The sequence below is a fragment of the Granulicella aggregans genome (assembly GCF_025685565.1).
Lineage (GTDB): Bacteria > Acidobacteriota > Terriglobia > Terriglobales > Acidobacteriaceae > Edaphobacter > Edaphobacter aggregans_B.
Genome location: NZ_JAGSYE010000001.1, coordinates 513,310 through 539,194 on the forward strand (window position 1 = coordinate 513,310; position 25,885 = coordinate 539,194).

At 61.3% G+C, this 25,885-nt stretch carries 23 protein-coding genes; 14 read left to right on the top strand and 9 right to left on the bottom strand.

Annotated elements, in window-relative coordinates; genetic code table 11:
- The first annotated feature begins 277 nt into the window (after positions 1–277).
- The 6 genes from OHL18_RS02135 (at position 278) to OHL18_RS02160 (ending at position 5,274) form a co-directional block, all read left to right on the top strand.
- Positions 278–961, top strand: coding sequence for a DUF4230 domain-containing protein (locus OHL18_RS02135; protein WP_263373184.1), 684 nt, complete (start codon positions 278–280; stop codon positions 959–961).
- 189 nt (positions 962–1,150) lie between these two features.
- Positions 1,151–1,423, top strand: a complete 273-nt coding sequence (locus OHL18_RS02140) for a hypothetical protein (protein ID WP_263373185.1) — start codon at positions 1,151–1,153, stop codon at positions 1,421–1,423.
- Between the two features lie 73 nt (positions 1,424–1,496).
- Positions 1,497–2,531 (top strand): ACP S-malonyltransferase, encoded by a 1,035-nt coding sequence (locus tag OHL18_RS02145; RefSeq protein WP_263373186.1) that lies wholly within the window; start codon positions 1,497–1,499, stop codon positions 2,529–2,531.
- A gap of 149 nt (positions 2,532–2,680) precedes the next feature.
- Entirely contained in the window at positions 2,681–3,154 is a 474-nt protein-coding gene (locus OHL18_RS02150; protein ID WP_263373187.1) for a peroxiredoxin, read from the top strand.
- A 5-nt stretch (positions 3,155–3,159) separates the two neighbouring features.
- On the top strand, positions 3,160–3,876 hold the full coding sequence (locus OHL18_RS02155) for a polysaccharide deacetylase family protein (RefSeq protein WP_263373188.1): 717 nt from the start codon (positions 3,160–3,162) through the stop codon (positions 3,874–3,876).
- Between the two features lie 111 nt (positions 3,877–3,987).
- Positions 3,988–5,274 carry an MFS transporter gene (locus OHL18_RS02160; RefSeq protein WP_263373189.1) on the top strand — a complete coding sequence of 429 codons (1,287 nt, stop codon included), beginning with the start codon at positions 3,988–3,990 and terminating at the stop codon, positions 5,272–5,274.
- 68 nt (positions 5,275–5,342) lie between these two features.
- On the opposite strand, the gene OHL18_RS02165 is transcribed toward OHL18_RS02160, so the two are convergent.
- The 4 genes from OHL18_RS02165 to OHL18_RS02180 all read right to left on the bottom strand — a co-directional run bounded on the left by OHL18_RS02165 (position 5,343) and on the right by OHL18_RS02180 (position 10,368).
- Positions 5,343–5,678 (bottom strand): hypothetical protein, encoded by a 336-nt coding sequence (locus tag OHL18_RS02165; RefSeq protein ID WP_263373190.1) that lies wholly within the window; start codon positions 5,676–5,678, stop codon positions 5,343–5,345.
- A 208-nt stretch (positions 5,679–5,886) separates the two neighbouring features.
- Positions 5,887–7,176, bottom strand: coding sequence for a glutamate-1-semialdehyde 2,1-aminomutase (gene hemL / locus OHL18_RS02170; RefSeq protein WP_263373191.1), 1,290 nt, complete (start codon positions 7,174–7,176; stop codon positions 5,887–5,889).
- A 418-nt stretch (positions 7,177–7,594) separates the two neighbouring features.
- Positions 7,595–9,085, bottom strand: a complete 1,491-nt coding sequence (locus OHL18_RS02175) for a hypothetical protein (protein ID WP_263373192.1) — start codon at positions 9,083–9,085, stop codon at positions 7,595–7,597.
- 59 nt (positions 9,086–9,144) lie between these two features.
- Positions 9,145–10,368 carry a hypothetical protein gene (locus tag OHL18_RS02180; RefSeq protein WP_263373193.1) on the bottom strand — a complete coding sequence of 408 codons (1,224 nt, stop codon included), beginning with the start codon at positions 10,366–10,368 and terminating at the stop codon, positions 9,145–9,147.
- Positions 10,369–10,683: 315 nt separating this feature from the next.
- Here OHL18_RS02180 and purM point away from each other — a divergent pair, with 315 nt between their 5' ends.
- From purM to OHL18_RS02200, 4 genes are all read left to right on the top strand, one after another.
- A complete protein-coding gene (purM, locus tag OHL18_RS02185; RefSeq protein WP_263373194.1) occupies positions 10,684–11,793 on the top strand; it encodes a phosphoribosylformylglycinamidine cyclo-ligase in 1,110 nt (369 codons plus the stop codon).
- A gap of 401 nt (positions 11,794–12,194) precedes the next feature.
- Positions 12,195–12,614: a DUF5412 domain-containing protein gene (locus tag OHL18_RS02190; protein ID WP_263373195.1), complete on the top strand. Its 420-nt coding sequence runs from the start codon at positions 12,195–12,197 to the stop codon at positions 12,612–12,614.
- A gap of 767 nt (positions 12,615–13,381) precedes the next feature.
- A complete protein-coding gene (gene purN / locus OHL18_RS02195) occupies positions 13,382–13,984 on the top strand; it encodes a phosphoribosylglycinamide formyltransferase (RefSeq protein WP_263373196.1) in 603 nt (200 codons plus the stop codon).
- A gap of 236 nt (positions 13,985–14,220) precedes the next feature.
- Positions 14,221–14,754: a Uma2 family endonuclease gene (locus tag OHL18_RS02200; protein ID WP_263373197.1), complete on the top strand. Its 534-nt coding sequence runs from the start codon at positions 14,221–14,223 to the stop codon at positions 14,752–14,754.
- Here the strand turns inward: OHL18_RS02200 and OHL18_RS02205 are convergent.
- The 5 genes from OHL18_RS02205 to OHL18_RS02225 all read right to left on the bottom strand — a co-directional run bounded on the left by OHL18_RS02205 (position 14,751) and on the right by OHL18_RS02225 (position 19,484).
- Positions 14,751–15,818: a site-2 protease family protein gene (locus OHL18_RS02205; protein ID WP_263373198.1), complete on the bottom strand. Its 1,068-nt coding sequence runs from the start codon at positions 15,816–15,818 to the stop codon at positions 14,751–14,753. The genes OHL18_RS02200 and OHL18_RS02205 overlap by 4 nt on opposite strands.
- Positions 15,819–15,873: 55 nt before the next feature.
- Positions 15,874–16,431, bottom strand: a complete 558-nt coding sequence (locus OHL18_RS02210) for a hypothetical protein (RefSeq protein WP_263373199.1) — start codon at positions 16,429–16,431, stop codon at positions 15,874–15,876.
- Positions 16,432–16,614: 183 nt separating this feature from the next.
- Complete coding sequence (locus OHL18_RS02215; protein WP_263373200.1) at positions 16,615–17,826, bottom strand: S1C family serine protease; 1,212 nt, start codon at positions 17,824–17,826, stop codon at positions 16,615–16,617.
- 18 nt (positions 17,827–17,844) lie between these two features.
- Positions 17,845–18,513 carry a dephospho-CoA kinase gene (gene coaE / locus OHL18_RS02220; RefSeq protein WP_263373201.1) on the bottom strand — a complete coding sequence of 223 codons (669 nt, stop codon included), beginning with the start codon at positions 18,511–18,513 and terminating at the stop codon, positions 17,845–17,847.
- 2 nt (positions 18,514–18,515) lie between these two features.
- Positions 18,516–19,484, bottom strand: coding sequence for a bifunctional 5,10-methylenetetrahydrofolate dehydrogenase/5,10-methenyltetrahydrofolate cyclohydrolase (locus OHL18_RS02225; protein ID WP_263373202.1), 969 nt, complete (start codon positions 19,482–19,484; stop codon positions 18,516–18,518).
- A 67-nt stretch (positions 19,485–19,551) separates the two neighbouring features.
- On the opposite strand from OHL18_RS02225, the gene OHL18_RS23190 reads away from it, so the two are divergent.
- From OHL18_RS23190 to OHL18_RS02240, 4 genes are all read left to right on the top strand, one after another.
- Entirely contained in the window at positions 19,552–19,797 is a 246-nt protein-coding gene (locus tag OHL18_RS23190) for a Trm112 family protein (RefSeq protein ID WP_396273766.1), read from the top strand.
- Positions 19,798–20,088: 291 nt separating this feature from the next.
- Entirely contained in the window at positions 20,089–20,340 is a 252-nt protein-coding gene (locus tag OHL18_RS02230; protein ID WP_263373203.1) for a hypothetical protein, read from the top strand.
- A 70-nt stretch (positions 20,341–20,410) separates the two neighbouring features.
- Positions 20,411–22,852, top strand: a complete 2,442-nt coding sequence (locus OHL18_RS02235; RefSeq protein WP_263373204.1) for a patatin-like phospholipase family protein — start codon at positions 20,411–20,413, stop codon at positions 22,850–22,852.
- Between the two features lie 83 nt (positions 22,853–22,935).
- Complete coding sequence (locus tag OHL18_RS02240) at positions 22,936–25,836, top strand: phosphoenolpyruvate carboxylase (RefSeq protein ID WP_263373205.1); 2,901 nt, start codon at positions 22,936–22,938, stop codon at positions 25,834–25,836.
- Positions 25,837–25,885: the final 49 nt, after the last annotated feature.

The following is a 25,885-nucleotide window of genomic DNA, read 5'->3' on the forward strand; positions in this document are numbered from 1 at the left end:
CCAACCTACCTGTCGGCAAAGGCCAGAGCATCACGTAAGGTGACGTCTTACGTCCCACCCATCGCATAAGACAAAAGCGCGATGGATGGGGCACCCTATGTGATTTTGCCCGCACGGAACAGAGGCAGGGTTACCGCTTGGTCAGGTATCGCGTAGTCTGGAGCGAACGGGTCACCGAGACAAAGACGAAATGCGGGGGTCTCTCCACTCCGCCGTGCGAAAAAGCCGCGTGGCTCCGGTCGAGATGACGATCTGATATACCAGCATCAAAGCAGGAGTGAACGACCGTGATGGCAGTGAGACGATGACGACGCAATACAAATCGGGGCGCAGATCTGGGGGCGGAGGAGGGTTCTTCCTGTTTCTGTTTGCGCTTGTTCTGGGCGGCGTGGCGCTGGCGCTGTTTATCCGGCACGCCACGGCGGGGCCCATGGCGAAGGTGGCGGCGCTGATCGCTGGCCGGACGACGACGATCGACACGTCCGTTCCAGCGGTGGTGGAGAAGATCCAGCGGCTCAGCCGGCTGGAGACGGTCGTCTATTCGCTGGATACGGTGGTCGAAGGCAACAAGACAAGCTCGGTGCTGCCGGATGTTCTGGCCGGCGACAAGCTGCTGCTGATCGTGCATGGGCAGTCGATCGCAGGCATCGATCTCGCACAGCTGAAGCCTGAAGACGTGAAGATCGACTCTGCGGCGCAGAACATCCATGTAACGCTGCCAGCGTCGCAACTCTTTGTGACGACGCTCGATAATCAACACACCCGGATCTACCAGCGAACGACCGGCCTGCTGGTGGCGGCGGACCAGAATCTCGAGTCCGATACGCGGGCGAAGGCGCAGGACCAGTTGCAGCAGGCGGCGCTTTCGGACGGCATTCTGGACGCGGCGCGGAAGAATGCGCGGGCGACGGTGACCGCACTGCTTTATTCGCTGGGATTTCAAAAGGTGGATGTGAACTGATTCCGCTTTTGGGCTATGGCGCATCTGATTGTGCAGGCGCAGCGTAATTTGTGTTGAAGAATTCCGAAACGCATCGGAACATACAGACACCTTCAACCAGGGCAGCCTTGCCCCGGCACGGTTACCCGGAGAGGACGCGCGATGGAAAGCTGCTGCCAAGTTGTACCTGGAGACGATATGATCCTTGGCATGAGGTCCCCTAAGACACGCCGGCTGTTTGGCAAGAAGTTCGGCAGAAAGATTGAGGCTGTTCCCGTGACCCTCCCCCTGCCCTTCGAAAAAGAATCTACGCTGTTCAAGACTGTCGGCTGGGTCTCCGCCGGACTGGGCGCGGTGGCGCTTGGCCTGGTGGTTGGCAACGAGATCCGCCAGCGCTATAAGTTCAATCGCCGCACACCGTATGACAACTATGGCCACTCCGGCGACAGGGCGTATGACATGGACTCGGGCATCGGCGTTTAGAGGCAGGGTTCAGGGTATAGAGGATAGGGTGTAGAAAGCCAAAGGCCTTGCAATCGCGGTATCATCGTGTTCGATGAACGCGATGAAATTGGCCTACCTCTTCCCTGGCCAGGGCTCGCAGGTCGTGGGTATGGGCCGCGATCTGTATGAAAAGTTTCCCGCCGCGCGTGCGGTATTCGACGAGGCTGATGAGGCGCTCGGCTTCTCTCTGTCGAAGCTGTGCTTTGAAGGACCGGCGGAGACTCTCGGCTTTACCGAGAACACGCAACCTGCAATTCTTACTGCTTCCGTAGCCGCGGAGCGCGTCCTGACTCCGCTGCTGGCGGAACATGGCATTACGGCTTCGTTTGCCGCGGGTCACTCGCTGGGCGAATACAGCGCGCATGTGGCTGCGGGAACGTTCAGTTTCGCCGATGCGGTTCGGACGGTACACAAACGCGGACGGTTTATGCAGGAGGCGGTGCCGGCGGGTGAAGGCGGCATGGCGGCAATCCTTGGGCTGGCTGAGCCGGTCATCAACGACTGCTGCGTTCGCGCCTCCGACGAGTTGACCCAGCCGGCGGCTATGAATCCCGCCGACCCGATTGCGCGCGCTGAGTCGCCGAAAAGCGCTGTGGTTGCGCCGGCGAATATGAACTCGCCTGAACAGACGGTGATCTCCGGCAATCTCGCTGCTGTAGAACGCGCGTCGGAACTTTGCAAAGAGGCGGGAGCGAAGCGGGCGATCATGCTGAAGGTGAGCGCGCCCTTCCATTGCGCCTTGATGGCTCCTGCACAGAAGGCGTTGATGGTGCATCTTGAGGGCGTGTCCTTCCAGGACGCGAAGTTCCCGATCGCCTGTAACGTGGATGCGCGGATGATCTATCGTGAGGCGAATGCACGCGACTGCCTGGTGCGGCAGGTGACGGGCGCGGTGCGGTGGGTGGAGTGCGTGCAACTGCTGGTGCAGCAGGGCGCGACCCACTTCGTTGAGATTGGGCCGGGCAAGGTGCTCACAGGGCTGCTGCGGAAGATCGATGCTGAGAAGACGGCCTTGAATGTTGAGGATGCAGCGTCGTTGGAGAAGACGATTGCGGCGTTGACGGCTCCTGCTGAGGTTGCAGGGTAAGTTTGGGCTGTATGGGCAGAAAGGTTTCGGGCGGTTTGGGTAGGATGAACGGTGTCGGGGTCCTTCGACTACGCATCCTGCGGTGAAACTGCGGGATGCTTCGCTCAGGATGACGGAATTTGAAGTTAAAGGGAGATGAAAGGAAGAATATGCAGGCAGGCGATCTGGTAGAAGAGTTTACGTTGCAGAATCAGGATGGCGAGAACGTCTCGCTGAGCCAGTTCAAGGACAAGCCGGTGGTGCTGTTCTTCTATCCGCGCGCGGATACCCCAGGATGCACGATAGAGGCTTGCGGCTTCCGCGACACGTTTGAGAAGCTGCAGGCTGCGGGAGCGGTCGTCCTCGGCATCTCGCGCGATACCGTCAAGGCGCAGAAGAAGTTCAAGGACAAGTACGAGCTGCCGTATGACCTGCTGGCCGATCCCGAGATGGTGCTCATCAAGCGCTACGATCTGCTGAAGAACAAGAGCATGTACGGCAAGCTCGTGACGGGCGTGGAGCGGACGACGCTGGTGATTGGGCCGGACAAAGGCAAAGGCCAGCGTCTGCTGCATGTGTACTCCAAGGTGACACCGAAGGGCCACGCCGAAGAGGTGCTTGCGCTGTTAGAGAAGGCGAAGTAGGCGGCATGGTCACTCCTGCGAGCGCGGCTGGAGTTGCTGCGGTCGCAGGGCTCGCTGTCGGCGGTTGGTTCTATGCGGCGCTCTATCCGACGTCTCAGATATTCGGGCGCGTGGTGATTGCCGGCAACGATCCCGGCGAGATTGCGCTGACTTATGACGATGGGCCTAACCCGGCGGCGACTCCGCGGCTGCTTGAGGTGCTGGCGAAGCAGGATGTTCAGGCGACGTTCTTCCTGATCGGCGAGTTTGTCCGCAAAGAGCCGGGGCTGGTGCGCGAGATTGCCGCAGCGGGGCACGCGATTGGCAATCACACGATGACGCATCCCTGGCTCTCTTATTGCACCTCTTCACATGTGCGCAGCGAGATAGCGGACTCCAAGGCGATCATCGAAGACACGATTGGCGCGGAGATCAGGCTGTTTCGGCCTCCGCATGGAGCGCGAAGGCCGGTGGTGCTTGAGGTTGCGCGAGAGCTTGGGCTGGCGACGGTGAACTGGAACATCATCACCCACGACTGGCGGCCGCAGCCAAGCGAATCGATCGTGGCCAAGGTTCGTAACGGCATCCGACGGAATGAGGCGCATGGGCGCGGATCGAACGTGCTGCTGCATGATGGCAGCCTCGGGCAGCCGAGGATGCATAGCGTTCAGGCGACGGAGACGATTCTTGCGGATGCGAAGGCGAAGGGGATGAAGTTCGTTACTCCGCAGGTTTGGGTGTAAAAGCCCGCTGCGCGCGGGGCGGTCACTTCGTGACTTGTATTGGGCTCCCGTTGGTCGCTGAATTTATTGCAGCAACTGATGCGTGGGGCCGATCTAAACTTGCAAGCGATCATGTCTACAACTCCAACCACTCCTGCGGCGATACCTGAACCTCTTTCGATGGGCGCGGTGCTGCGCATTCCCGTGATGCGGCGGCTCTGGTACGCGCAGATTGTGTCGAACTTCGGGGATTTTCTGGCGTTGTTTGCGGTGATCGGATATCTGACATTTAGTGCGCATGCAAACCCGCAACAGATTACCGGTGTGCAGATTGCGTATCAGTTGCCGATCGCCGTTCTGGGGATTCTGGCAGGTGTCTTCGTGGACCGCTGGCCGCTGAAGCCGACGATGATCGCCAGCGATCTCTCACGCGGCCTGCTGTGCCTTTTGCTTCTGTTGGCGCATAATATCTGGGGCTTCTATGCGGTGCTGGCGGCAATCAGCGTGGTGTCGAGCTTCTTCGGGCCGGCGCAGGGCGTGGCGATCCGGTCGGCTGTTCCGCTGCATGGCTTGAGGGCTGCCAATGCGCTGATGCAGCAGGTGATGTTCCTGGCGAGGATTGCGGGGCCGGCGGTGGCTGCTTTTCTGGTATCGACGTTTGGAGCGACAAGCTGCTACTGGGCGGATGCGGCTAGCTTTCTGGCATCGGCTTGCTTGATTGCTTCGGTGGCGCTGTCGCGGCCTGAGGAGAAGATCGCGACGGCCGTACTTGGCCCTGCGGATAAGGCGGCGGAAGTGAAGGGCGTGGCGCTGGTGTGGGCGGACATGCGGCAGGGCATCGACTTTATCGTGCACCATGCCGCACTGCTGTTCGTGATCCTGGCGATGGCCTCGGGGATGTTTGTGCTGGGGTGTTTTGGCCCGCTGATCGCGGTGTATGTGCGCGACATTCTGCATGGCTCGACGAAGGTGTTTGGCGCGGCCAGCGCGATGATCGGCGTCGGCATTCTGGCAGGCATCAACACACTGAATGTGTTTGGCAAGAAGATCAAAAACACGGTGCTGGTGTACGCAGGGCTGGGCGGCATTGCGGCGGGGCTGGTATTGCTGACGGTGGTGGGACAGGTGTGGTCGACGATTGTGGGGAACCTGGTGATCGGCTTCTCAGTGGCTGGGATCATCATTCCCACGCAGGTGATGATTCAGCAGGAGACGCCGCCGGCGTTGATGGGACGCGTTGGCTCGACCGTGATGTCGACGGTGTTCACGGGGCAGATTCTGGGGCTGGTGGCGAGTGGACTGCTGGCACAGTATCTGGGTGTGCGGCAGGTGTTTGGGATCTGCGCGGGGATGCTGGTGGTGTTGATTGTGATTGGCAAACTATTTATGGAGCCGAAGAGCGAAGCGGCTACAGCCTAACTACGAAGAGCAAGACAATAAAAGGCCGCCCCTCTCAGGCGGCCCTTTTCATTTCGGCTGGAACGAAACTAGCGTGCCTTCGCGTTGTGCTTGTCGCGATAGATGCGTTTCGATTCCTTGTTCTGCTGGCTGCGGATGGTCTTGCGATCCTGCTTGGTCAGATGGCCGTTGTCCTGGGCGCGCATGCCGCGCTCTTCCTTATTGATGCCAGCTTCCTGATGTTCGAGATGTGAGGTTTCACCGGGGGTGAGTTGGCCGCTCTTGACCCCGTTGGCGATGCGATCCTGCTGATCCACCTTGCGCTGGTTGATGGTGGGCTGCGCGGCGGGTGCGGGCGTCTGCGCAAAGGCGCAGACGGAAGCGAGGATAAGTGCTGCAGCGAGGAGAGAGTGCTTTAAGTTCATTGGATTGGCCTCCGTACGATTGCGGCGCTTGGATCATGCTGCGACCGCTTACGGAGGAGATAGACACGATGGTTTGTGGCGTGTTGCGGCAAACGAAAAAAGTATATCTTTGTCGTTTGCCGCAACTGTTCGATCGCTTCAGGGTCACGCCGATGCGCTCTTAGAGCGGCGCGAAATAACTTCCGGAGCCTGGAAGAAAGGTTCAACTTCAGCTTGCGAACGCCTCACGAGCGGCATCGAGCAGCAGTGAGATTTCAGTAGAGCCATGCGCCGTGCCAACGAAGGCCGCTTCGTACTGCGATGGCGGCAGCCAGACTCCGGCGTCGAGCATGGCACGGTGGAACTTCGCGAAGGCGGCGGTGTCGGAGGTCGCGGCTGTGTCGAAGTTCGTTACCGGAGAGCCGGTGAAGAACCAGGTGAACATGCTGCCGACACGGTTCGTCGTGAGCTTCACGCCTGCGTCTTCCGCGATGGCGGCGACGCCCGTGGCGATAGCGGCAGTCGCGGCGTCGATCTGGGGGTAGACCACGTCCTTGTGGGCGATGAGGTGCTTTAGTGTGGCGATGCCGGCGGCCATGGCGAGCGGGTTGCCGCTGAGCGTTCCGGCCTGGTAGACGGGGCCGAGCGGGGCGAGGAAGTTGACGATTTCGGTCCTGCCGCCGAAGGCTCCGCAGGGCAGGCCGCCGCCGACGATCTTGCCAAGGGTGGTGAGGTCGGGCTTGATGCCGTAGAGGCCCTGCGCGCCGCCGAGCGAGAGGCGGAAGCCGGTCATGACTTCGTCGAAGATGAGCAGAGCGCCGTGCTCGTGGGTGAGGGTGCGCAGGCCCTCGAGGTAGCCGGGCGCGGGCGGGATGGTGCCGGCGTTGCCAACGACCGGTTCTACAATGATGCAGGCGATTGCGCCGGGATGATTGGCGAAGGCCAGGCGGACGGCGTCGAGATCGTTGTAGGGGAGCGCTAGGGTGTGCATCGCGGTCTCTTCGGGGACACCAGCGGAACCGGGGATGCCGAAGGTGGCGACGCCGGAGCCGGCCTTCACGAGGAGCGCGTCGGAGTGGCCGTGGTAGCAGCCCTCGAACTTGATGACGAACTTGCGGCCGGTGTATCCGCGGGCGAGGCGGATGGCGGACATGCAGGCTTCGGTGCCCGAGCTGACGAAGCGGAGGCGTTCGATGCTGGGGAAGCAGTGGGTGACGAGCTCGGCGAGGTCGGCTTCGCCGGCGTGCGAGGCTCCGAAGCTGGCGGATTTGGCGGCGGCAGCCTGGATGGCTTCGACGGCGGGCGGGAAGGCGTGGCCGAGGATCATGGGCCCCCAGGAGCCGAACATGTCGAGGTATTTGTTGCCGTCGGCGTCGTAGAGGTAGGCGCCTTCGGCGTGGGTGACGAAGGGTGGGTCGCCGCCGACGGCGCGGAAGGCGCGGACGGGGGAGTCGACGCCGCCGGGAAGGAAGGATTCGGCACGGAGCTGGAGGGCGCGGGAGTTTGAGGTGGGGCGCATAGAGCTAGGGTATAGGGTTCAGGGTGGAGGGTGTAGGGGTGTGTGGCGCGGGCTTCGTTAGGGAGTCGATTTGTGGGCCTGACAGGAACGCGGTTCGTGCGTCGCACGAATATCCCACTCATCGCGGTGAGAATGCGATGAGTGGGGCACAAGGATTTATTGCGGAAAGTTTCGAACGGTTATGGTGATGTGGGCGTCATCGGGGTCCTTCGACTCCGTTTGGCGCAAAGAGCGCGCGCCAAACTCCGCTCAGGATGACGGCAGGTACAAGTGAAAGAACCAATGCGGGGGTCTCTCCACTCCGCTTCGCTCCGGTCGAGATGACGGATCTTGTTAGGGGTTGACGGGACTTTGCGAGTGAGGCGTGGTCGCTTGCATGCTCTTCCTGCACCCTAAGCCCGATCCCCTACACCCTGCCTCACTGCACCGTCGCGTCGAAGACTCCGGTTTCGATGGTGTTGCCGTGCTTCATCTGGATGATGATGCGGTAGGCTCCGGGCGTTGGAAAGCCGTAAGGGAAGTCTACCTCTGGAGGCGTCGGGCCTGTGGACATGCCCTCCATGGCATTCATGCTGCCGTTGGCGATGTCTAAAGCGGCCATGGCGGCGGAGCCTTCGGGATGGGTATGGGCGAAGACGGTGCCGTCATCCTTGACGAAGGCGGCGTGGCCGGTCATGCCCATGTAGGGCTGCATATCTTTGGCTGGTTGCCCGTCGGGGCCGAGGAGGCGGAAGTGCAGGCTGCAGGCGGTGGTGGCGGTCAGGGTCGCGGGCTTGTCCCAGACCATGGTGTAGCCGTCGGGGAGCTTGTAGCTGGGGCCCAGGGGGCCGGAGGAGATGGGCGCGGGGGTGGCTGAGGCGTCGTCTGGGCCGAGGAAGATAGGCCAGTCTGCAGGGCCGCCAACACCTGAGGGCACTTCGATGGTGGTGACCAGCGTCTCAGGAAAGCCGTTGGCGTGGACTACGTCGCCGTAGAGCTTGTAGGTTCCGGGCGGCATCGCGGGCAGCGACATGCGGAAGTCGCCCTTCGAGACCAGCTCCGGGTGGAGGTGGAAGACGGCGTCCATCTGCGGCTCGCGGATGGCGTAGAGGTGCATCAGGTGGTTGTGGTCAGGGAGGAAGTCGGAGTTGGAGCGGTCGTTTCCGTTGAAGTCGGCGGAGTAGCTGGTGCGGTATGGCTTGACCATCAGATCAAGCTGGTCGCCGGACAGCGTAGCCTGGGTGACCAGCGGGCGATAGATGGCTTCGCCGTAGTCAGCGGCTTCGACGTTCCACCACTGCGCTCCCTCGTAGACGAGGAAGACCATGACGGCAAGGCTGGCGGCAAGGGCGATGAGGCCACGGCGGCGGAGCGATGGGGTTGGAGTAGCTCCGGGTGGTAGGCGTGATTCGCGGATCGCGGCGGCGACGACTCCGGCCATGGAAACGACGAGGAAGACGCCAAGGAGAGCGAGTGGGATGCCGAGGCTTCGCTCCATCTTGAGCGTCGAGAGCGCGACGGCAGGGACGGGGATGGAGGTGACCTGGTGGCCGCTGGGGCCGTCGATGGCGAAGCGGACCTGCCAGGAGCCGGAGGCCATGAGCCAGACGCCGCCGGTGTAGAAGCTGGGGTCGGCACCGGAGCGCTTGAGGATATCCGCCGTGGGCGGGTGGCTGGCGGCCTCGCCGGTGAGCGGCGTCGGAGTGATCGACAGGGTGTTGATGGGGGCGCCGGTGGCGCGGACCTCCACCGTGGCAACGCCGGGGATGACGACCGGCGGACGGATGGTGATGAAGAGCCTGTAAGGGCCAGCGGAGACTTGCTCGAAGACGTCTTTGCTGCCCAAGTGGGCGTGGGCTGGGATGGTGGCTAGAAAAAGGAAGGCTAAGAGAGTGGCGAGAGCAAAGGCGAAATGCGGGGGTCTCTCCACTGCGCTTCGCTCCGGTCGAGATGACGCCTTCTTTTTGTAATCAATTTCGTGCTGGGAGATCATCGCTGCACCGTCTTCATCCAGCCTCCGAAGCGGAGGCCGGCCCAGGTGCCGATCATGCCGTAGACGCTCGCCCAGCCAAGGGCCTTTGCGAGTTCGACTCCCGCGGACGGGTGGAAGAAGAGGCGCATGCGAGAGAAGTTGTCGGCGCGGGCGTAGTAGCCGAAGTAGCCGGTACCGAAGAAGCGGTTCTCGCTCGCCTTCGAGAGCAGGAAGTTGGCGAAGGGCCACTCCACCGCGACCAGCAGAGCGGTGAAGACGATACCGGAGACGATAGCGATCTGCCACGCCTTCCAGTTGCGGGTGCGCTGCCAGAGGAGATCGAGCGCGATGGCGGGAACGATGAGCAGGATGGGGAAGTTCGCCGGCACCATGTGCGTGACCGGGTAGTAGACCGGACCGAGCTTCGGGGTGGCGGGAAAGAGCGGGAGGATGAGGATCTCGGCGATGGTGAACGCCATGTAGATGCCGGCGGCGATGGTCGAGGCCCAGGGATGTCCGGAGGCGCGGGCGATCAGCGCGAAGACGATCGGCATGGCGATGCCCATGGTGATGTAGGCGAGGCCGGAGTGGAGCTGGACGTTGTTGGTGAACTCGAAGAGGAAGAACATCTGGCCAACGACCATGAGGCCGCCGAGGTAGAGAAAGAGTCGGCGGAGGCTGAGGTAGCTGGCTTCAGTGAGCGCGTCCGTGTGGGCGCGGTTCATCGCGGCGAGGATGAGGAACATGATGCCGACGGCGACTCCGCGGATGCCGAGGATGAGCAGCGTGTGCGGCGGGCTGACGATCTTGACATCGAGGCCATACGCCGCGTGCCACCAGTTGTCGAACGGGGCGGAGACGAGCATCGCTATGCCGCCCCATGCGGCGATGAACGCTCCTAGCGGAGCGCGGAAGCCCAGGACGTTGACGGAGACGGCTTTCAGCGAGGCTGATTTGCCGAAGGTGGTGGCGAGGATGAGGTAGCCACAGATGACGGCGGCGATGACTCCGCAGGCGTAGATCGCCATGTGGGCTGGCGTAAGAAACGAGTCGCGGCCGATGGAGCGATGCCAGGAGACATCCCACGCTCCGCCGATGGACGCGGAGGTGACCGCCAGTACACCGAACCAGATGTACCAGGGAGCGGAAGCCGTGCGGGGCGCGGAGAGCGTTTCAGGCGAAGCGGCTGTTCCGTACTCGGACACACTGGCAGGATGGATGGAACCGACGGAGGTGTACATGCTGGGTGCCTCATAAAGAATGGAGTTTGGGGCCCGCGCTGGCCTCTATCGTATACCGGTTGCCCGACGCGGGAGCGGACGGTGACGGGTGTGGCGGGGTCGTAACGGCACATCCGATGACCGCACTCATTCGTATACGAGACACACACGGTCTAAGTTCATCCGCATTACGGTGTAAATCATTGAAAGAGTGGAACTGAGAGGATCATTCCGGGGAATTGGCGGACGACTTTTACAAGTTTCCAGCCGCGTCCCTGCTAGACTTGAGCTTCCTGAGCACACGCGGTTCGCGAATATCTGAGAGGTAAAGCTCCCTTGCCGGACGAGACAATTTCAGCCCATACTGAGGCCCTCCCGCCTTCTGAGTCGCAGGATGCTGCGTCTAAACCACGCCAAAAAGCTGTCAGCTACGCCGATGCTGGCGTCGACATCACCAGCGGAGAACGGAGCAAGCAGCGCATCAAGATGCTTGCTCGAAAGACGTTCAACAAGCAGGTGCTCTCGGAGATTGGCGGCTTTGGCGGCCTGTTTGCGCTGGATCTGGAGAAGTTTCCGCAGCCGGTGTTGGTCTCTTCAACCGATGGCGTGGGAACGAAGTTGAAGGTGGCTTTTGAGCTGGGCATCCACCATACCGTAGGGCAGGATCTGGTGAATCACTGCGTGAACGATATCGCAGTACAGGGCGCGACGCCGCTGTTCTTCCTCGACTACCTGGCGACGGGCAAGCTGGAAGACAATATCGTCGAAACCGTCGTGCAGGGGCTAAGCGAGGCTTGCCGCGCCAACGGCTGCGCCCTGATCGGCGGCGAGACAGCGCAGATGCCGGGCTTCTATGGCGATGGCGAGTACGACCTTGCCGGGACGATCATCGGCGCGGTGAATCGCGACAAGATCATCACCGGCGCGAACATTCAGATCGGCGATGTGCTGCTGGGGCTGCCTTCGAACGGGCTGCACACCAATGGCTACTCTCTGGCGCGGAAGCTGCTGTTTGAGGTGGCAAAGTACGGGCCGGACCAGTACATCAACGAGTTGAAGGACAAGACCGGCGCGGCATTGATGCGGACGCACCGCAGCTACCTGGGAGTGATCAAGAAGCTGACAGCGGCTGAGGTTGTCAGCGGCATGGCGCACATCACCGGCGGTGGCATTACGGACAACCTGCCGAGGATCATTCCGAAGGGCATGGGCGCGGTGGTCGACCTGGCGAGCTGGACGGTGCCGCCGCTCTTCGAGCATCTGCGCGAGCTGGGCAATGTAGATCAGGACGAGATGATGCGGACGTTCAACATGGGCATCGGTCTGATCTGCGTGATTCCGGCCGAATTAGTGAAGAAGACCAAGGCGATTCTGAATCGGGCGAACGAGCGGCACTGCATTATCGGAAGGATTGTGAGAGGCGAGCGGAAGGTGACGTACAACTAGGCACTATGCGGGGGCGCTGTTCCCATGGGTAAATTCGACGCTCAGTATGCAGCGTTTATCGTCGCTGCTTGCTGCTTCTGGTTCGCGTGGTCGCTTGCTACCAAGCGAATTCCGTATTTGGCGCGCTACGGACAAGGCCTACCGGCTGATCAGGGTCTCCCGTCGTGGAGAGGTCGATTTCTCCAAGTATTCTGGGTGCTCTATCTTGGTGGCCTAGCCGCGCATTTTTCGCATCTTCGCTGGACTATGCGGGATTCCTACCGAGCGTCATTGTGGTTTGCCGTTTTCATTGCGGTTGCGACTCTTGCTCTGATCGTTACAAGATTATTGAGTTGGGCGCTTCGAAAGAAGACCGAAGGAAGAGCCAAAATCTAATGGAGAGTGTTCCGAGGACTTTAGGTTTGATCGCGATCCTCGGGCTGACAACTTTGTTTGCGGGCTGTGACACTGACTACTCGAAAGATATCGTGCAGCATGTCACCTCCCCTGACGGTCAGATCGAGGCAGTAGTCTACGAAACAAATGGCGGAGCCACCACTTCCTTTGGCTATGAAGTGGATGTGCGGAAGGCTGGAGATGGCTCCGGAGTAAATGTTGCGCAGCTTTATGGTGCCGTAAGAAATGAGGGAGCCTACGGGGTGAATCTGAGATGGGCCGGGCCAGAGGCGCTCCGCGTCGAATATCTGCGTGCAAAATCGATCGTTCGTTGGCAGCCGACGGTTGCGGTCTATGGCAAGCAGGTGAACATTGCTTTAGACGCCGGTATTAGCGATCCAACAGCCCCAAGCGGCGGGATGCTGCACAACTTGCATCAGAAGTAAGTCGAGAATAAGAATGAAAAAACTAAGGATTCTCCTCTCCGGACGTGGTTCGAACTTTCTTGCGATTGCTGGGATGTTGTTATCCACATTTGCGCTTGTGGCTCAAACGACGGGAGAAAACCAATGCAGCGTTGCGCAGGCCACGCCGTGTAGAGTCTCCGGTAAACTTACTGCTCGGCATGTTTATGGTCCGCCCTGGTTCGGAGAGAAAAAGGGAGACAAGCCTAGATTCACCATTTATGTCATAGAACTTCACGCTCCTGTGCATATCGCTTGTATCCGCGATCACGATTCCGATCGGGTAAAGGACTGCGGGACGACAACGCGCCTCCAGATTTATCCTCGCGATGCGAACGTACCGGAGAGCAGGCTTCGCTCGCTGGTAGGGAACGAAGTCGTCGCCATGGGTACAACAGCGGAGCCTGTAGCACCCATGGATCAGACTCCGGGAACGATGGATATTGTTTCGCTGGAACCGGCGACAAAGCACGGGCCGTAAAGCGAAAGACATACCCCAGAGGCTAAAGCCCCGCGTCTGTGGCACGTTAGATTGCCAAGGCTGAAGCCTTGGCTTACCTAGAAGCATAGGCAAGAACTCGCACGGTGGACGGTTTCCATCCCACCCATCGCGATGAAACGGCGATGGGTGGGGCACCCAGTCAGATGGTATCCGGACAGGCATCTAAAAGCAGATTCCCTTCGGGAATGACAAACAAGGTGAGCTGGCAACGGCAAGATCAGACGAGTAACGCAGAAAGATAAGGCAGATGAAAAAATTAGGTATTCTCCTCTCTGGACGTGGTTCGAACTTTCTTGCGATTGCGAATGCGATCCGGCTTGAAATCATCAAAGACGTTGAGATCGCGGTCGTGCTCTCGAACAAGGAAGATGCGCCGGGGCTCGCGGTTGCGCGGGAGATGGGACTTCTCGCGATCGCTATTCCCTCCGCAGGCATGAACCGCTCGGAGCACGACGCCGCGATGATCTCGGAGCTGCGGGCGAACAACGTCGATCTCGTCTGCCTGGCGGGATATATGCGGATCATCTCGCCGGAGTTTGTGGCGGCGTTTCCGGACCGGATTCTGAATGTGCATCCTTCGCTGCTGCCTTCGTTTCCGGGGCTGGAGGCGCAGACGCAGGCACTGGAGTTCGGGGCGAAGGTGGCCGGGTGCACGGTGCATTTTGTGGATGAGAAGGTGGATCACGGGGTGATCGTGCTGCAGCGGGCGGTTACCGTCGAGGATGACGATACGGCAGAGACGCTGTCGGCGCGGATCTTGGAGCAGGAGCACCTGGCGTATCCAGAGGCGATTGCTCGGGTGGTGAGTGGGGAGTATCGCATTCTGGGGCGGCGGTATTTGAAGGGGTAGTCGAGGGTGCCATATTTGGCGATGAAGCTGCCAGATATGCGGCACCCGGTACCGGCCGGGATGCGGTTTACGTCCCACCCATCCGGTGAAGCTGGATGGATGGGGCACCCGGGCTGAGGGGGCGCGGCTATTCTGCAAAAAGCAGATTCCCTGCGGGAATGACAAACAAAGGAGAGGAAAGCGAAATTGCCTGGGGAGATTCGGGGCGGTGGTAGGCTATCGCTACGGAGTCTGCCATGGCCACCACAGCACTGATCTCTCTCGCTGAGTACATGCAAACCACGTACCGGCCCGATCGTGAGTACATCGATGGCGAAGTGCGGGAGCGCAACATGGGTAAGTGGGAGCATGCGCGGCTACAAGCATTGCTGACAAGCTGGTTTGAATCGCAAGAGCCTCAATGGGGCGTGATGGTAGCCACAGAATGGCGCACGAAGGTGTCCGCAACGCGCGTCCGAATTCCCGATGTCGTTCTAGTAAAGGATGAAGATCAACCAGACGTTCTCACCGACCCTCCTGTTCTGATCGTTGAGATTCTTTCGCCGGACGATAGCTACAGCGATACGCAGGAGCGTGCAGCGGATTACCGCAGAATGGGTGTTCAGACGGTATGGATCATCGATCCGAAGACTCGAACCGGCCGGTTTTGCGTTGACGATGTGTGGACAGAGGCGCAACGGCTGATCGTCCCCGGCACTTCGATCTTCGCTGAACTCAACGCGTTATTCGCGCGGCTCAACCGCAATCGAAACAAATCACCTCAAGGCTAGAACTGCCGCCCGTGCGTCTCCGGCACCGCAAACATCAGCGCTCCCAATAAAAAGAGCAGCAGCATGAAGCGCACCATCGTCGGCGTGCTGGGCTTCTCGGGCGCGAAGCCGGTAAAGGTGCGCCAGGCCATGCCCGCAGCGATGAAGAGGAAGACGCCTTCGTGCAGGATCGCGTAGAAGACCAGCGTCGCGATGAGGATGAGGCCGCGCTGGGTGCGGTTGAGGGCGTGAGTGGCCTGGGCTCCGTCGAGACCGAGCACGGGAACTAAGTTGATGAGGTTCAGCCACGCGCCGGTGTAGGCGAGAGCAGCCCATAGGGAGTTGGTGGTCTCCGCCTCCTGCGGGCCGATGGGGCCTCCGCCAGCGAAGTAGATTCCCGCGCAGGTTGCTGCTGCGAGCAGACCGAAGAAGGGTCCGGCAAGTGCGATCTCGGAGAGCGTGTCGAGATTGACGCCCATGCTGTACCAGCGGACGTAAGCTCCAAGACCGGGGAGGAAGACGGGCAGATCGACCTTGAGGCCGCGACGGCGCGCGGCGACGTAGTGGCCGAACTCGTGGATCATGATGGAGAGCGTAAAGCCAAGGCCGAACTTCCAGCCGAACGCGAGCCAATAGAGGCCGAAGAAGGCGAAGAAGCTGAGCAGGAACTTGAACTTGAAGAGGATGAAGATGAGCGACTTCGCCTTGGCCAGAAAGAAGAAGACCGGCGCGAGCGGGCCTAGGCGTCGCGTCCACTTGGCTTTGTTCTCGTCGGCGGCCTTGCCGCGGTCGTCGATGGCCTGGATGCGGGCTTCGATGCCCTCCACCTGCTTGGTCCCGGCAGGGATCCACTGCAGCATGGAAGCCCAGGTGGCGCGGGCTTCAGCCCACTTCTGCTGCTGCTCCTGCTGCGCCGCCAAGGAGGCGAGCAGGCGCAGGTGAGCGGAGTAGACGATGGTCTGGCAGTCCGGGCAGGCGAGTGTGCCTTCAGGCAGCCAGTGGCTGCACTGGGGGCAGTTATGGATGGGCTCGGGCGCGGCGATGTTCGGGTTAGGTGGGGCGGAAGATGCGGTGGCTTCGATCACAGAGTTCGGCAGAAAAAGGCCTCTGCCTCTATGGTATCCGTTTCCGGGCGAATGGCTACTGCGGCAGGCGACGGTCGGCGGTCATGCGCCAGGCAAAGCGGATACCAATGAAGAGGATGAAGAGGCCGATGAGGCCGCTGCCGAAGTTGTGCTGGACCAAAATGAACGGAGAAGCCAAGGCAAACCCGACAAGTAAGCTGATCAACTTCGCGCTGTAGTGGACGAAGGCTCTGTGGCTTTCGTGCATCTCCCAAAGGAATTCGGGGATCTCCGCCATCGATACAGAGAGGTAGGTGAGAGCTGCCGCGACGACCTGGAATTTTCTGCCTCCGAGGCCTTTTGTCGCGTGCAGCATGGCCTTTCCAATGAGGAAGCCGACGCCGACAGCAGCATAGCCGATCGTAATGTGCGTGACGATGTTGAACGCTGCGTAGAGGATGCTTCCGACAATAGCGGCGGCGATGCCATAGGCGACTGCATGAACGAAACGATCATGGTCGGCGCGGTGTTCATAGCTCCGTACGTCGCCGCTGACGATCTGATTCGGATAGACGGGGGCTTCGGGCTGACCAAGATACTCAGCCTTTTCAAAGTCGGGCAGATTGGAGGACATCAGGTTTCCTTCGCGGAACAGGGTGGGGTCTCGCGAAGGATAGCATCGCCACCTGCGCGGCGGAAGATAAAGATTCGATCAAGGCAGGATGTCCCGCCGGACGGGCCCGCTGCGCGCGGAGCGGTCACTTCGTGACTTATATACCGCTTCGCGTGGCGCTCACGTCGTTCGCGACAAAGAGGCTCAGGTTTGCTGGCCTCGGCCGCCTTGGTCCGTTGCGTCGCTCAGGACCACCTTGACCGTCATCTTCTTCTGGCCACGGAAGATGGTGAGAGTCATGGTGTCTCCCGCCCGATGAGAGTTGATGGCGGCGGAGAGATCCTGCGTGTTGGCGATGTCCTGTCCGTCGGCTGCAACGATCAGGTCTCCGCCGAGCATGACGGGCATATTTCCCTGGTAGACGCGCTGGGTGCCACCCTTCAGGCCGGCGCGGTCGGCTGCTCCACCGGGAATGACCTTCTGGATGAGAATGCCGTAGTCGGCGGGCAGGCCGATCTGCTCGGCGACCTCGGGGCCGATGGGGAAGATCACCACGTCGAGTGAGGGGCGGCGGACGCGGCCATACTTTTCGAAGTCCGAGAGCACCTGTTTCGCGCTGTTGATCGGGATGGCGAAGCCGATTCCGGAGGACTGGTCGGCGCCATTGTTCGCGATGAGGGTGGTGATGCCGATGACCTCGCCGCGCGAGTTGAGCAGCGGGCCACCGGAGTTGCCGGGGTTTACGGCGGCGTCGGTCTGGATGGCGTCCTCGATGGGATTGCCCTGCGGGCCTTTGATGGACCGGATGGCGGAGATGATCCCGCGGGTCATGGTGCCCGAGAGTCCGAAGGGATTACCAATGGCGTAGACGCGCTGGCCGACGACGAGGCCGGCGGAGTCCGACAGTGTTGCCGGGACAAGGTTGGGAGCGTCGATCTGAAGCAGGGCGAGATCGTGGTTCTTGTCCGTGACAATCACCTTTGCCTTGTACTTGTGCTTGTCGGAGAGGGTGACCTCGACGTGCTGGGCGTTGTCGATGACGTGGTTGTTGGTGAGGATGTGGCCCTGCTTGTCGAGGATGAAGCCTGAGCCCTGGCCCTGCTGGGGGACCGAACCGTAGAAGAAGTCGAAGGCGACGGCGGTGCTGGTGATGTTGACCACGGAGGGCAGAGCCTTCTTGTAGACGGCGATGTTCTGCTGCTCTTCGGTGTCGAACGCGGGCGCGGCGGCGGCTTCGGTGAGTTCGAAGGTGCCACCGGGGCCGGTTGCGCTGGCTGTGTGGATGGCGTCAGCGTCCGGGATGTTGAGCGCGCGATGCACCATGGGCGCGAACGCACCGCTTGAAACGAAGTGCGTGGTGACGTAGTAGAAGCCCGAGAGCAGCAATAGAACCAGCAGAACGCGACGCAGTTTCATGGCTTTATTGTAGCGATTTCAAGTTTTTTCTGAGATCTGAGCGGCTTCAAGCAGCAACGGCCAGAGCTGGTCGACCTGCCATTCGAGCTCAGTAAGCGGTCCGCCGTTGGTGAGGACGTAGTCGCAGAGCGCGGCCTTCTGGTCGTCGGGGATCTGGAGAGCGATGCGGCGTTGGGCGTCGGCTTCCAGGCTGGCGCGCATCTCGCGGGTGAGAACACCGTTCGGAGCAGTGCGGGCGAGGAAACGGGCGATGCGGAGTTCCTCGGGCGCGGTGACAAGGATCAGCTTGTCGAAGCGTTTTCGCCAGCCCTTTTCGCCGCCGTACCTGGTTTCGAAGATCAAGGCGGACTCGACGATGACGATAGCGTTCGGGTCGCGGTTTGCAAGTTCGTCGGTCAATTCAATCTGCCGGTCGATGGTGGCCGGATGAATGATGGCGTTGAGTTCGTCAGCCCGGTTGTACGTGAAGGCGATGCGCGCCAGGACGGGACGAAACAGGCGTCCATCGGGCAGAACGACAGAGGGTCCAAACTTCGCGACGATTTGATCATAGACAGGCTGGCCGGGTTCCATGAGTTCGCGAGCGATCTCGTCGGCGCTTAGGATGTGTGCGCCGAGCGCAGCGAAGAGAGAGCAGGCGGTCGATTTGCCGCTGCCCAGACCGCCGGTCAGCCCGACGCGAAGCACGGCTAGGCCTGCTTTGCGGGAAGGCCGCGACGCAGCTTGGCCGCGGTCACCGTGTTTTGCATGAGCATAGCGATCGTCAGCGCGCCAACGCCGCCGGGGACTGGCGTGTAGGCTCCCGAAACTTTGAAGGCGGCGGGATGGATATCGCCGACTACGACCGAGCCGCGTTTCGCGAAGCTCTCGAGGCGAGCTGGATCGTCGCCGAAGAAGTCCTCAACCTCTGCGGGTTCGGTGACGCGGCTGATGCCTACGTCGATCAGCACCGCTCCGGGTTTGACCATGTCCCTGGTCACGAAGCCCGGACGTCCGATGGCGGCGACGAGAATGTCCGCGCTGCGCGTAAAGCTGGCGAGGTCCTTCGTCTTGCTGTGGCAGACCGTGACCGTCGCGGAGGCGTTGATGAGCATGACGGCGGCGGGTTTGCCCACAATGTCGGAGCGTCCCAACACGACAGCATTCTTGCCTGCTACAGGCAGGTTGCTGCGCTTCAGAATCTGCATGATGCCGGCGGGCGTGCAGGGCGCAAGCCCCGGCTGGCCTGCCTGCAGGCGTCCGGCGTTGACGGGATGAAAGCCGTCCACATCCTTCTCCGGAAGTACGGAGTCGAGCACGCGGCGGGTGTCGACGTGCTTCGGCAGAGGGAGCTGGATGAGGATGCCGTCTATCTCTTCGCGCGCATTCAGGCTGGCGACCATCGCGAGAAGCTCTTCGGTGGTGATCGATGCGGGCGGCGTCGCCATCTCGCTGTAGATGCCGAGCTCGCCGCAGGTCTTGACCTTGCTGCGGACGTAGATCTGAGAGGCGGGATCTTCGCCGACGAGGATGACGGCGAGACCGGGCTTGATGCCCTGGGCCGCAAGCTCCTGCACTTCGACGCCGACTTCGGACTTGATCGAAGCGGCGATCGCGACTCCGTCGAGGAGGAGAGGAGCGGAGGGAGTATCGATACTCGAAGGGCTCTGCTGTTCCATAAGACTCATATCTCTATGGTATCGCGACAGGGAGGGAGCTTCTGGCTGGGTTCTACAATAAGGGGTGATGGCATCTTCCAGCAGGCAGAGATCGATTTCGCAGGCGCTCAGCGGAAGTCTGAGCGGGTTGCTTCGCTGCCCGGTCTGCAAGGGACCGCTTTCGGTCGAAGATGTTCCCGCGCAGCAACGGATCTCCTGTTTACAGTGCGCACGTTGCTATCCCGTGATCGACGGCCTCCCGGTACTCATACCAGAGAGAGCGATTGCTAAAGTCCCAGACCCATCCTCAACCGGCGATACCGCATCACACTGAAGGTGGGCGTTACGGAATCGCTTCACTGCAGGGTTGAAACGTCGCTTGCCGCTTAAGAAGCGAGGCGATTCTGCCGATATTGAACCTGATGAGGGCCCGTACCACCGTTGGCCAGGGTCAAAGTGGATTGCGTTCAACCAAAGCCGCTTTGATCTTCGCACCTCCCGGACATGGAACGTCCGATCCCATCAAACTTCGCTAACGAGTCGCAATCCGAATCCTGCGGATAGTTCGTACCCCTAGAGCCGGAACAGGCGAACGTTAAGAGATTCTTCCCAGAGGCGACCTAACATGGCACATCTCCCCGCTTCGATCACCATCGAAAAATTCCCCACGACGGAATTGGCCGAGCTCCGTGAAGAATTATTGCAGGCTGGGCTGGACTCACGGCAGTCCGCCGAGCTTATTCGCAGCTTCCTAACCATCCGTGGATATGGTGTATGCCTCGACGAGGCCTCAAAGGCCGTGGCCAGCAATGAGGTGTTGTTTGGTCCTCTGCAACGCATGCAGGAGACCCTGGAGCGGGTCGCTGTTCTGATGTAGAAACGCAAGACGGGCGGGTTTGGACTTCGAGATACTGGCACAGTACGCCGAAGTTCTCTAACGTCTGAGAATGCGCTCTATTCTCTCGCTTGGAACGCCTCGGGGGCTGACGGACGTTCGATCCGCCATTTGGCCCGTTCTGTTTGCGTGCCTGTGGGTACTACTTGCCAGCGCGGGGGCACAGACCCTACCCGCTCCGGATACTGCGCAGCCGACGCCTGCCTCGGCTGTCTCCGCCGCATCGGCCACGGGCGAAAAGCACGATACGCCGGCGAATCCTGAGCATGCGGCTGGGCCAGCTGCGCAGGCGGGTGCAACGAAACCAGCGGCGGGAACGCCGCCGGTTCCGCCATCAATCGCCCCTGCTCTTCCACCCGCAAAGCCGACAGGCCGCCCAGCGATTGGCCTTGCTCTCGGCGGCGGCGGAGCGCCCGCCATGAGCGAGATCGGCGTTCTGCAGTGGTTTGAAGAGCACCACATCCCGGTCGACATGATCGCCGGAACCAGCATGGGCTGCATGGTCAGCGCGCTCTATTCGTCCGGCAAGACGGTCGACGAACTGAAGCGCGTCATGGACGACAGCGTCTTCAATTCCGTGTTCCGCTTTCAGTCTTCCTACCAGAGCCGAAGTTTTCGTCGCCGCGAGGATAGTCGCGACCTGCCCAATGCATTGACCATAGGTCTGCGGCATGGCGTCTCCTTTCGGAACTCGCTACTTACCGACCAGGGACTGAACGCGTTCCTCGACCGCGAGTTTCTGCGCTACTCCGATCAGACCGACTTCAACGCCATGCCCATCCCGCTCCGCTGCCTGGCGACTGATCTGAACGACGCGAAGACGGTGACGTTTGCGCGCGGGTCGCTTCCGGACGCGGTGCGAGCTTCGGTGTCGTTGCCGGGGATCTACCGGCCGTTTGCCATGGACGGCCACGAGTACGTCGATGGTGGAGTGCTCGAGAACCTTCCCACGCAGACGATCCACGCCATGAAGGCCGATGTGGTGCTGGCGGTGAGTCTTCCGCTGCCGCCGGTAGGCAAGGGCGAACTCGATTCGATCGTTGGCGTGCTGCAGCGCAGCTTCTCCGTCGCGATCGAAGACAGCGAGGAGCGATCGCGGAAGCTGGCCGATGTGGTGATGATGCCGGATGTGTCGGGGTTCAGTGCGGCGGATTATCTGAAAACAATCGACCTGGCGAAGCGGGGATACGCAGCCGCCGAGGCGCAGAAGGCAGCGCTGCTGAAGTACTCTCTGCCGGACGATCAATGGGCCGACTACCTGGCCGAACGTCAGGCGCGGCGGCGAGGGCCGGCGGGAACCGTCCTGCGGGTTCGCGTGCAGGCCCCGAACAAAGACCTGACGCACGCCGTGGAGCGTAGCTTCCAGCCGCTGATTGGACAACCCGTCAACACCACGAAGATAGATGGCCTGCTGGACGAGGTTCGCGGCGACGGGCGTTATGACGCGGACTACAGCGTGAGCTACGATCCCGCATCGGCGACGCAGCCAAGCATCCTGGTCACCGTGGCCGACAAAAAGATCGGGCCACCGTTCCTGCTGGTCGGCGCAAACGTCGAAGCGCAGACTGGCGGCGTCACGCGCGCTACGCTCGAGGGCATTCTGCTGGACCAGGACCTGGGCGGGTACGGGTCCGAGTTGCGCACGCATATCAAGGCGGGCTTTCTGACTGAGCTCAGTAGCGAGTACTACCGGGCTCTGCCTGACTTTCTTGCTCGAGGTAACGGAAGGCTCTTCGCCGCCCCGCGCATCGACCTGTTACGTGAGCCGTTCTACATCTACCAGAACCAGCGTCGCATCGCCGAACGGCAACTGGAGAACGGTGGTGGTGGGCTCGATCTGGGATGGAGCAACAAGAGCAGCAAGGAGCTGCGCCTGGGCTGGGAGATGGCGGGCATCCGATGGGAGAGCGTGGTTGGCACCGACGGCCAACCGGACATATCTGGATCGATGCAGCGCGTCCGCGCGCAGTACATCTACGACAACGAGGACCGGGCGCTGGTGCCGCAGTTCGGGCTGCACTCGGTCACGCGCGTGGGGTATCTCTACAACGCGACCGAGAGCGAGAATGCTCCCGAGATCACCACGAACAATACGTACGCGCACCAGATCGGCAACAACCTCTTCGTGATGGGCGGACAGGCGGGAACGCTCTTCAACCGCAACGTTGCCGAGCCGTTTCGGTTTACGCTGGGTGGGCCATTGAAGCTGTCAGCCAGCGCCATCGACGAGTATCGCGGCACGGACTATTACCTGCTGCAGCCATCGTTCCTGCGCCGCATCGCGACGCTGCCAGCGCCACTTGGGCAGAGCATCTACCTCGGATTTTCTTATGAGGCGGGACAGATGTATGCCCCGCATACACCGACGATCACGCGCCAGAACATACTTTTCGGGGTGGTTGCGGAGACGCCGCTGGGGATTGTCACGCTGGCGCCGGCGATTGGAGATAGTGGCCACCGAAAGCTTGTCTTCACGCTGGGCAAGTTTTTTTAGGATGAGCTTGTTACGTCCCGGGCACGAGAGGCAGGTTATAGCGGCATAACCCGACTGGTAGACGGACAAGGCATAATCAAAGCATGTCTTTGTGGACCCCGACCGACTGGCCCCAGCGCCTCGCCGAACTGCAGGCTGCCAAAGGTGAACTGAAAGAAGCTCCTCTGCGGCGCGATGTTCGCTCGCTAGGTATGTTGCTGGGCGATGTGCTGCGCGAGCAGGCTGGCCCGGCGCTCTTCAACGCGGTGGAAGAGCTTCGCCGCACCGCTATCGGCCGCCGTGAGGCGGAACAATCCGGTGACTCCCAGGCCGCTGCCAGCAGCCAGCTCCAGCAGGCGCTCTTCAGCGTTCACAAGTACGCCGACGACCCACTGACCGCGTATCAACTGGCACGCGCCTTCAGCCTCTACTTCGAGCTGATCAACCTGGCGGAGACCAATCACCGCAAGCGGCGCAGGCTGGCCAACCAGCTCGACGAGACAAGCTCGCGTGAGAACACGATCCAGCGCGGCAGTCTGCGCGGGACGCTGCGTCAGCTCAAAGCGGCCGATATTGCACCGGAGCAGGTGCTCGAGCTACTGGACAAGGTGTGCATCTACCCGGTCTTCACGGCGCACCCGACCGAGGTCGCGCGACGCTCCGTGATGTTCAAGCGGAGACGGATCTCGGACTTGCTCGAACAGCTCGACCGCGTCCCATTGCCTGCGGCCCAGATGGATGCCCTGGAACGCGATCTTACGGCTGAGATCACGGCGCTGTGGCAGACCGACGACGTGCGCAGCGCTCGGCCCACGGTGCGCGATGAGATCCGCATGGCACTCGACTACTACGAGTCGTCGCTCTTCGACACGCTGCCCGTTCTCTACAAGGAGGTCGCTTCAGCGCTGGCAGCCGAGTACGATCTGCTGCCCGAGATCACTGAACTGCCCATCCTGGTGCGCTTTGGATCGTGGATCGGCGGCGATCGTGACGGCAATCCGTTCGTCACACCGGCGCAGACCCGCGAAGCGCTGGCGATGTCGCATGGCCTGCTGATGCACCATTACCTGCGCCGCATGCAGACGGTCTTCGACCAGCTCGGCAGCTCGACGCAGCAGGCACCGGTATCCGATGCGCTGAACGCGAAGCTCGAGGAGTATCTCGACAAGCTGCGGACGGCCAACCAGAACGCGCTGGCCGAGCGCTTCCCCATGGAGCGCACGCGGCTGCTGCTGGCCTGCATCATGATGCGGCTGGGCGGGGTGGCGCAATCGAGTGCGCAGTTGACGATCGCGCAGGGGCCGCCGGCGCTCGCGCCTTATACGCGGGCAGCCGACCTGCTCGCCGACCTGACACTGATCCGCGAGTCGCTGGTTGAGAATCGCGGCGTGCGGCTTAGCGAGCTGCTAATCGACCCGTTGCTGATGGAGGTCCGCACGTACGGGCTGCATCTGCAGGCGCTGGATATCCGGCAGCACGCGAAGGTACACGCGAAGGCCATCGAAGAGCTTGCGGCATGGAAGCAAGGAGATGATTCGCTGGAGCTGCCGCCAGCGCTCTCCGCGCAGACGCAGGAGGTGCTGGACACCTTCCGCACCATCGCTGAACTGAAGCGGCAGTATGCTCCGGAGGCGATTCGGCAGTACGTCATCAGCGGCGCGACCTCGGCGGAAGATGTGCTCCGCGTGCTTTGGCTGGCGAGGCTAGGCGGCGTCCGAGTAGAAGCTGCTACGGATGATGACGGATGCGATCCGGGTCTAATGCCAGTTCCCTTGTTCGAGTCCATCGAAGACTTGCAGAACGCGCCTGCCATCTGCCGCCAGCTATGGACGAGCGATGCTTACAAGCCGCTGCTGGAGTCCTGGGGCCATCGGCAGGAGGTGATGCTGGGTTATTCGGACTCCAACAAGGATGGCGGCATGATCGCCAGCACCTGGGAGATCTTCAAGGCGCACCGGGCGCTCCACGATGTGGCGCGAGATTGCGGGGTGAACCTGCGGCTCTTCCATGGTCGCGGCGGCACGGTGGGACGCGGCGGTGGGCCGACGCATCGCGCTATCTTCGCGCAGCCGGTTGACGGCTTCAACGGCGAGCTGCGCATCACCGAGCAAGGCGAGGTGCTCAACTGGAAGTACTCGGATGTAGTGCTCGCAGAGCGCAATCTGGAGCTGATGATCGCCGCTTCGATTGACGCATTGGCACGGCCCAACGCCATTCTGCAGCACGCGGCCACGTCTGACCCGGCCGCCTACATCCCGCACCTTACCGGAGAGCTTCTGCCTGCATGGGAAGAGATCATCGACGAGCTCTCGGAGACTTCGTACCGCTTCTATCGCGCCGAGATCATCGACAATCCGGAGACCTTCGCCTACTTCGAACAGGCGACGCCGATGGCGGAACTCGAGCATGCCCGGATCGGATCGCGGCCCGTCCGTCGCACGGGCAAGCGTACGTTCGCCGATTTGCGCGCGATTCCGTGGGTCTTTGGCTGGATGCAGTCGCGGCAGCTGGTTCCGGCGTGGTTCGGCGTGGGCTATGCGCTGGAGCGATTCGCCAGCCGTCCCGGCGGTCTTGCGCAGCTTCAGAGCATGACGGCGAACTTCCCGCTGTTCCTCGACATCGTCCGCAACGTGGAGATGGCGCTGGCGAAGGCCGACTTCGGCATCGCGCGGCTTTATGCTTCTTTGGTGGAAGACGAGGAGCTGCGCAAGCGTGTCTTCTCGACGCTGGAAGCAGAGTTTCTACTGACGCGAAGGATGATCCTCGAGATCACCGGGCAGACCACGTTGCTGGAACGTAACCCGGTGCTGGAGCGCTCGATCCGCCTGCGCAATCCGTATGTCGACCCGATGTCGCTGATCCAGGTGGAGCTGATGCGCCGCAAGCGGGCGTTTGAAGCGGCGAATCCCGATGCCGATGCGAATGCGCCTGAGGCTCAAGCGCTGAATAGGGCGATTACGGCGACCATCAATGGCATCAGCGCGGGGCTGCGCAATACGGGCTGAGGCTCAGAACTCCGCCTACGATTTTCACGCATTTATTCAGGCATAAAGG

What these genes read in the sequence shown, in the direction of transcription:
- OHL18_RS02140 (WP_263373185.1), top strand. Translation starts at nt 1,151, where the DNA reads ATGAGGTCCCCTAAGACACGCCGGCTGTTTGGCAAGAAGTTCGGCAGA.
- OHL18_RS02145 (WP_263373186.1), top strand. Translation starts at nt 1,497, where the DNA reads ATGAACGCGATGAAATTGGCCTACCTCTTCCCTGGCCAGGGCTCGCAG.
- OHL18_RS02150 (WP_263373187.1), top strand. Translation starts at nt 2,681, where the DNA reads ATGCAGGCAGGCGATCTGGTAGAAGAGTTTACGTTGCAGAATCAGGAT.
- OHL18_RS02155 (WP_263373188.1), top strand. Translation starts at nt 3,160, where the DNA reads ATGGTCACTCCTGCGAGCGCGGCTGGAGTTGCTGCGGTCGCAGGGCTC.
- OHL18_RS02160 (WP_263373189.1), top strand. Translation starts at nt 3,988, where the DNA reads ATGTCTACAACTCCAACCACTCCTGCGGCGATACCTGAACCTCTTTCG.
- OHL18_RS02165 (WP_263373190.1), bottom strand. Translation starts at nt 5,678, where the DNA reads ATGAACTTAAAGCACTCTCTCCTCGCTGCAGCACTTATCCTCGCTTCC.
- hemL (WP_263373191.1), bottom strand. Translation starts at nt 7,176, where the DNA reads ATGCGCCCCACCTCAAACTCCCGCGCCCTCCAGCTCCGTGCCGAATCC.
- OHL18_RS02180 (WP_263373193.1), bottom strand. Translation starts at nt 10,368, where the DNA reads ATGTACACCTCCGTCGGTTCCATCCATCCTGCCAGTGTGTCCGAGTAC.
- purN (WP_263373196.1), top strand. Translation starts at nt 13,382, where the DNA reads ATGAAAAAATTAGGTATTCTCCTCTCTGGACGTGGTTCGAACTTTCTT.
- OHL18_RS02200 (WP_263373197.1), top strand. Translation starts at nt 14,221, where the DNA reads ATGGCCACCACAGCACTGATCTCTCTCGCTGAGTACATGCAAACCACG.
- OHL18_RS02210 (WP_263373199.1), bottom strand. Translation starts at nt 16,431, where the DNA reads ATGTCCTCCAATCTGCCCGACTTTGAAAAGGCTGAGTATCTTGGTCAG.
- OHL18_RS02215 (WP_263373200.1), bottom strand. Translation starts at nt 17,826, where the DNA reads ATGAAACTGCGTCGCGTTCTGCTGGTTCTATTGCTGCTCTCGGGCTTC.
- OHL18_RS02225 (WP_263373202.1), bottom strand. Translation starts at nt 19,484, where the DNA reads ATGGAACAGCAGAGCCCTTCGAGTATCGATACTCCCTCCGCTCCTCTC.
- OHL18_RS23190 (WP_396273766.1), top strand. Translation starts at nt 19,552, where the DNA reads ATGGCATCTTCCAGCAGGCAGAGATCGATTTCGCAGGCGCTCAGCGGA.
- OHL18_RS02230 (WP_263373203.1), top strand. Translation starts at nt 20,089, where the DNA reads ATGGCACATCTCCCCGCTTCGATCACCATCGAAAAATTCCCCACGACG.
- OHL18_RS02235 (WP_263373204.1), top strand. Translation starts at nt 20,411, where the DNA reads ATGCGCTCTATTCTCTCGCTTGGAACGCCTCGGGGGCTGACGGACGTT.
- OHL18_RS02240 (WP_263373205.1), top strand. Translation starts at nt 22,936, where the DNA reads ATGTCTTTGTGGACCCCGACCGACTGGCCCCAGCGCCTCGCCGAACTG.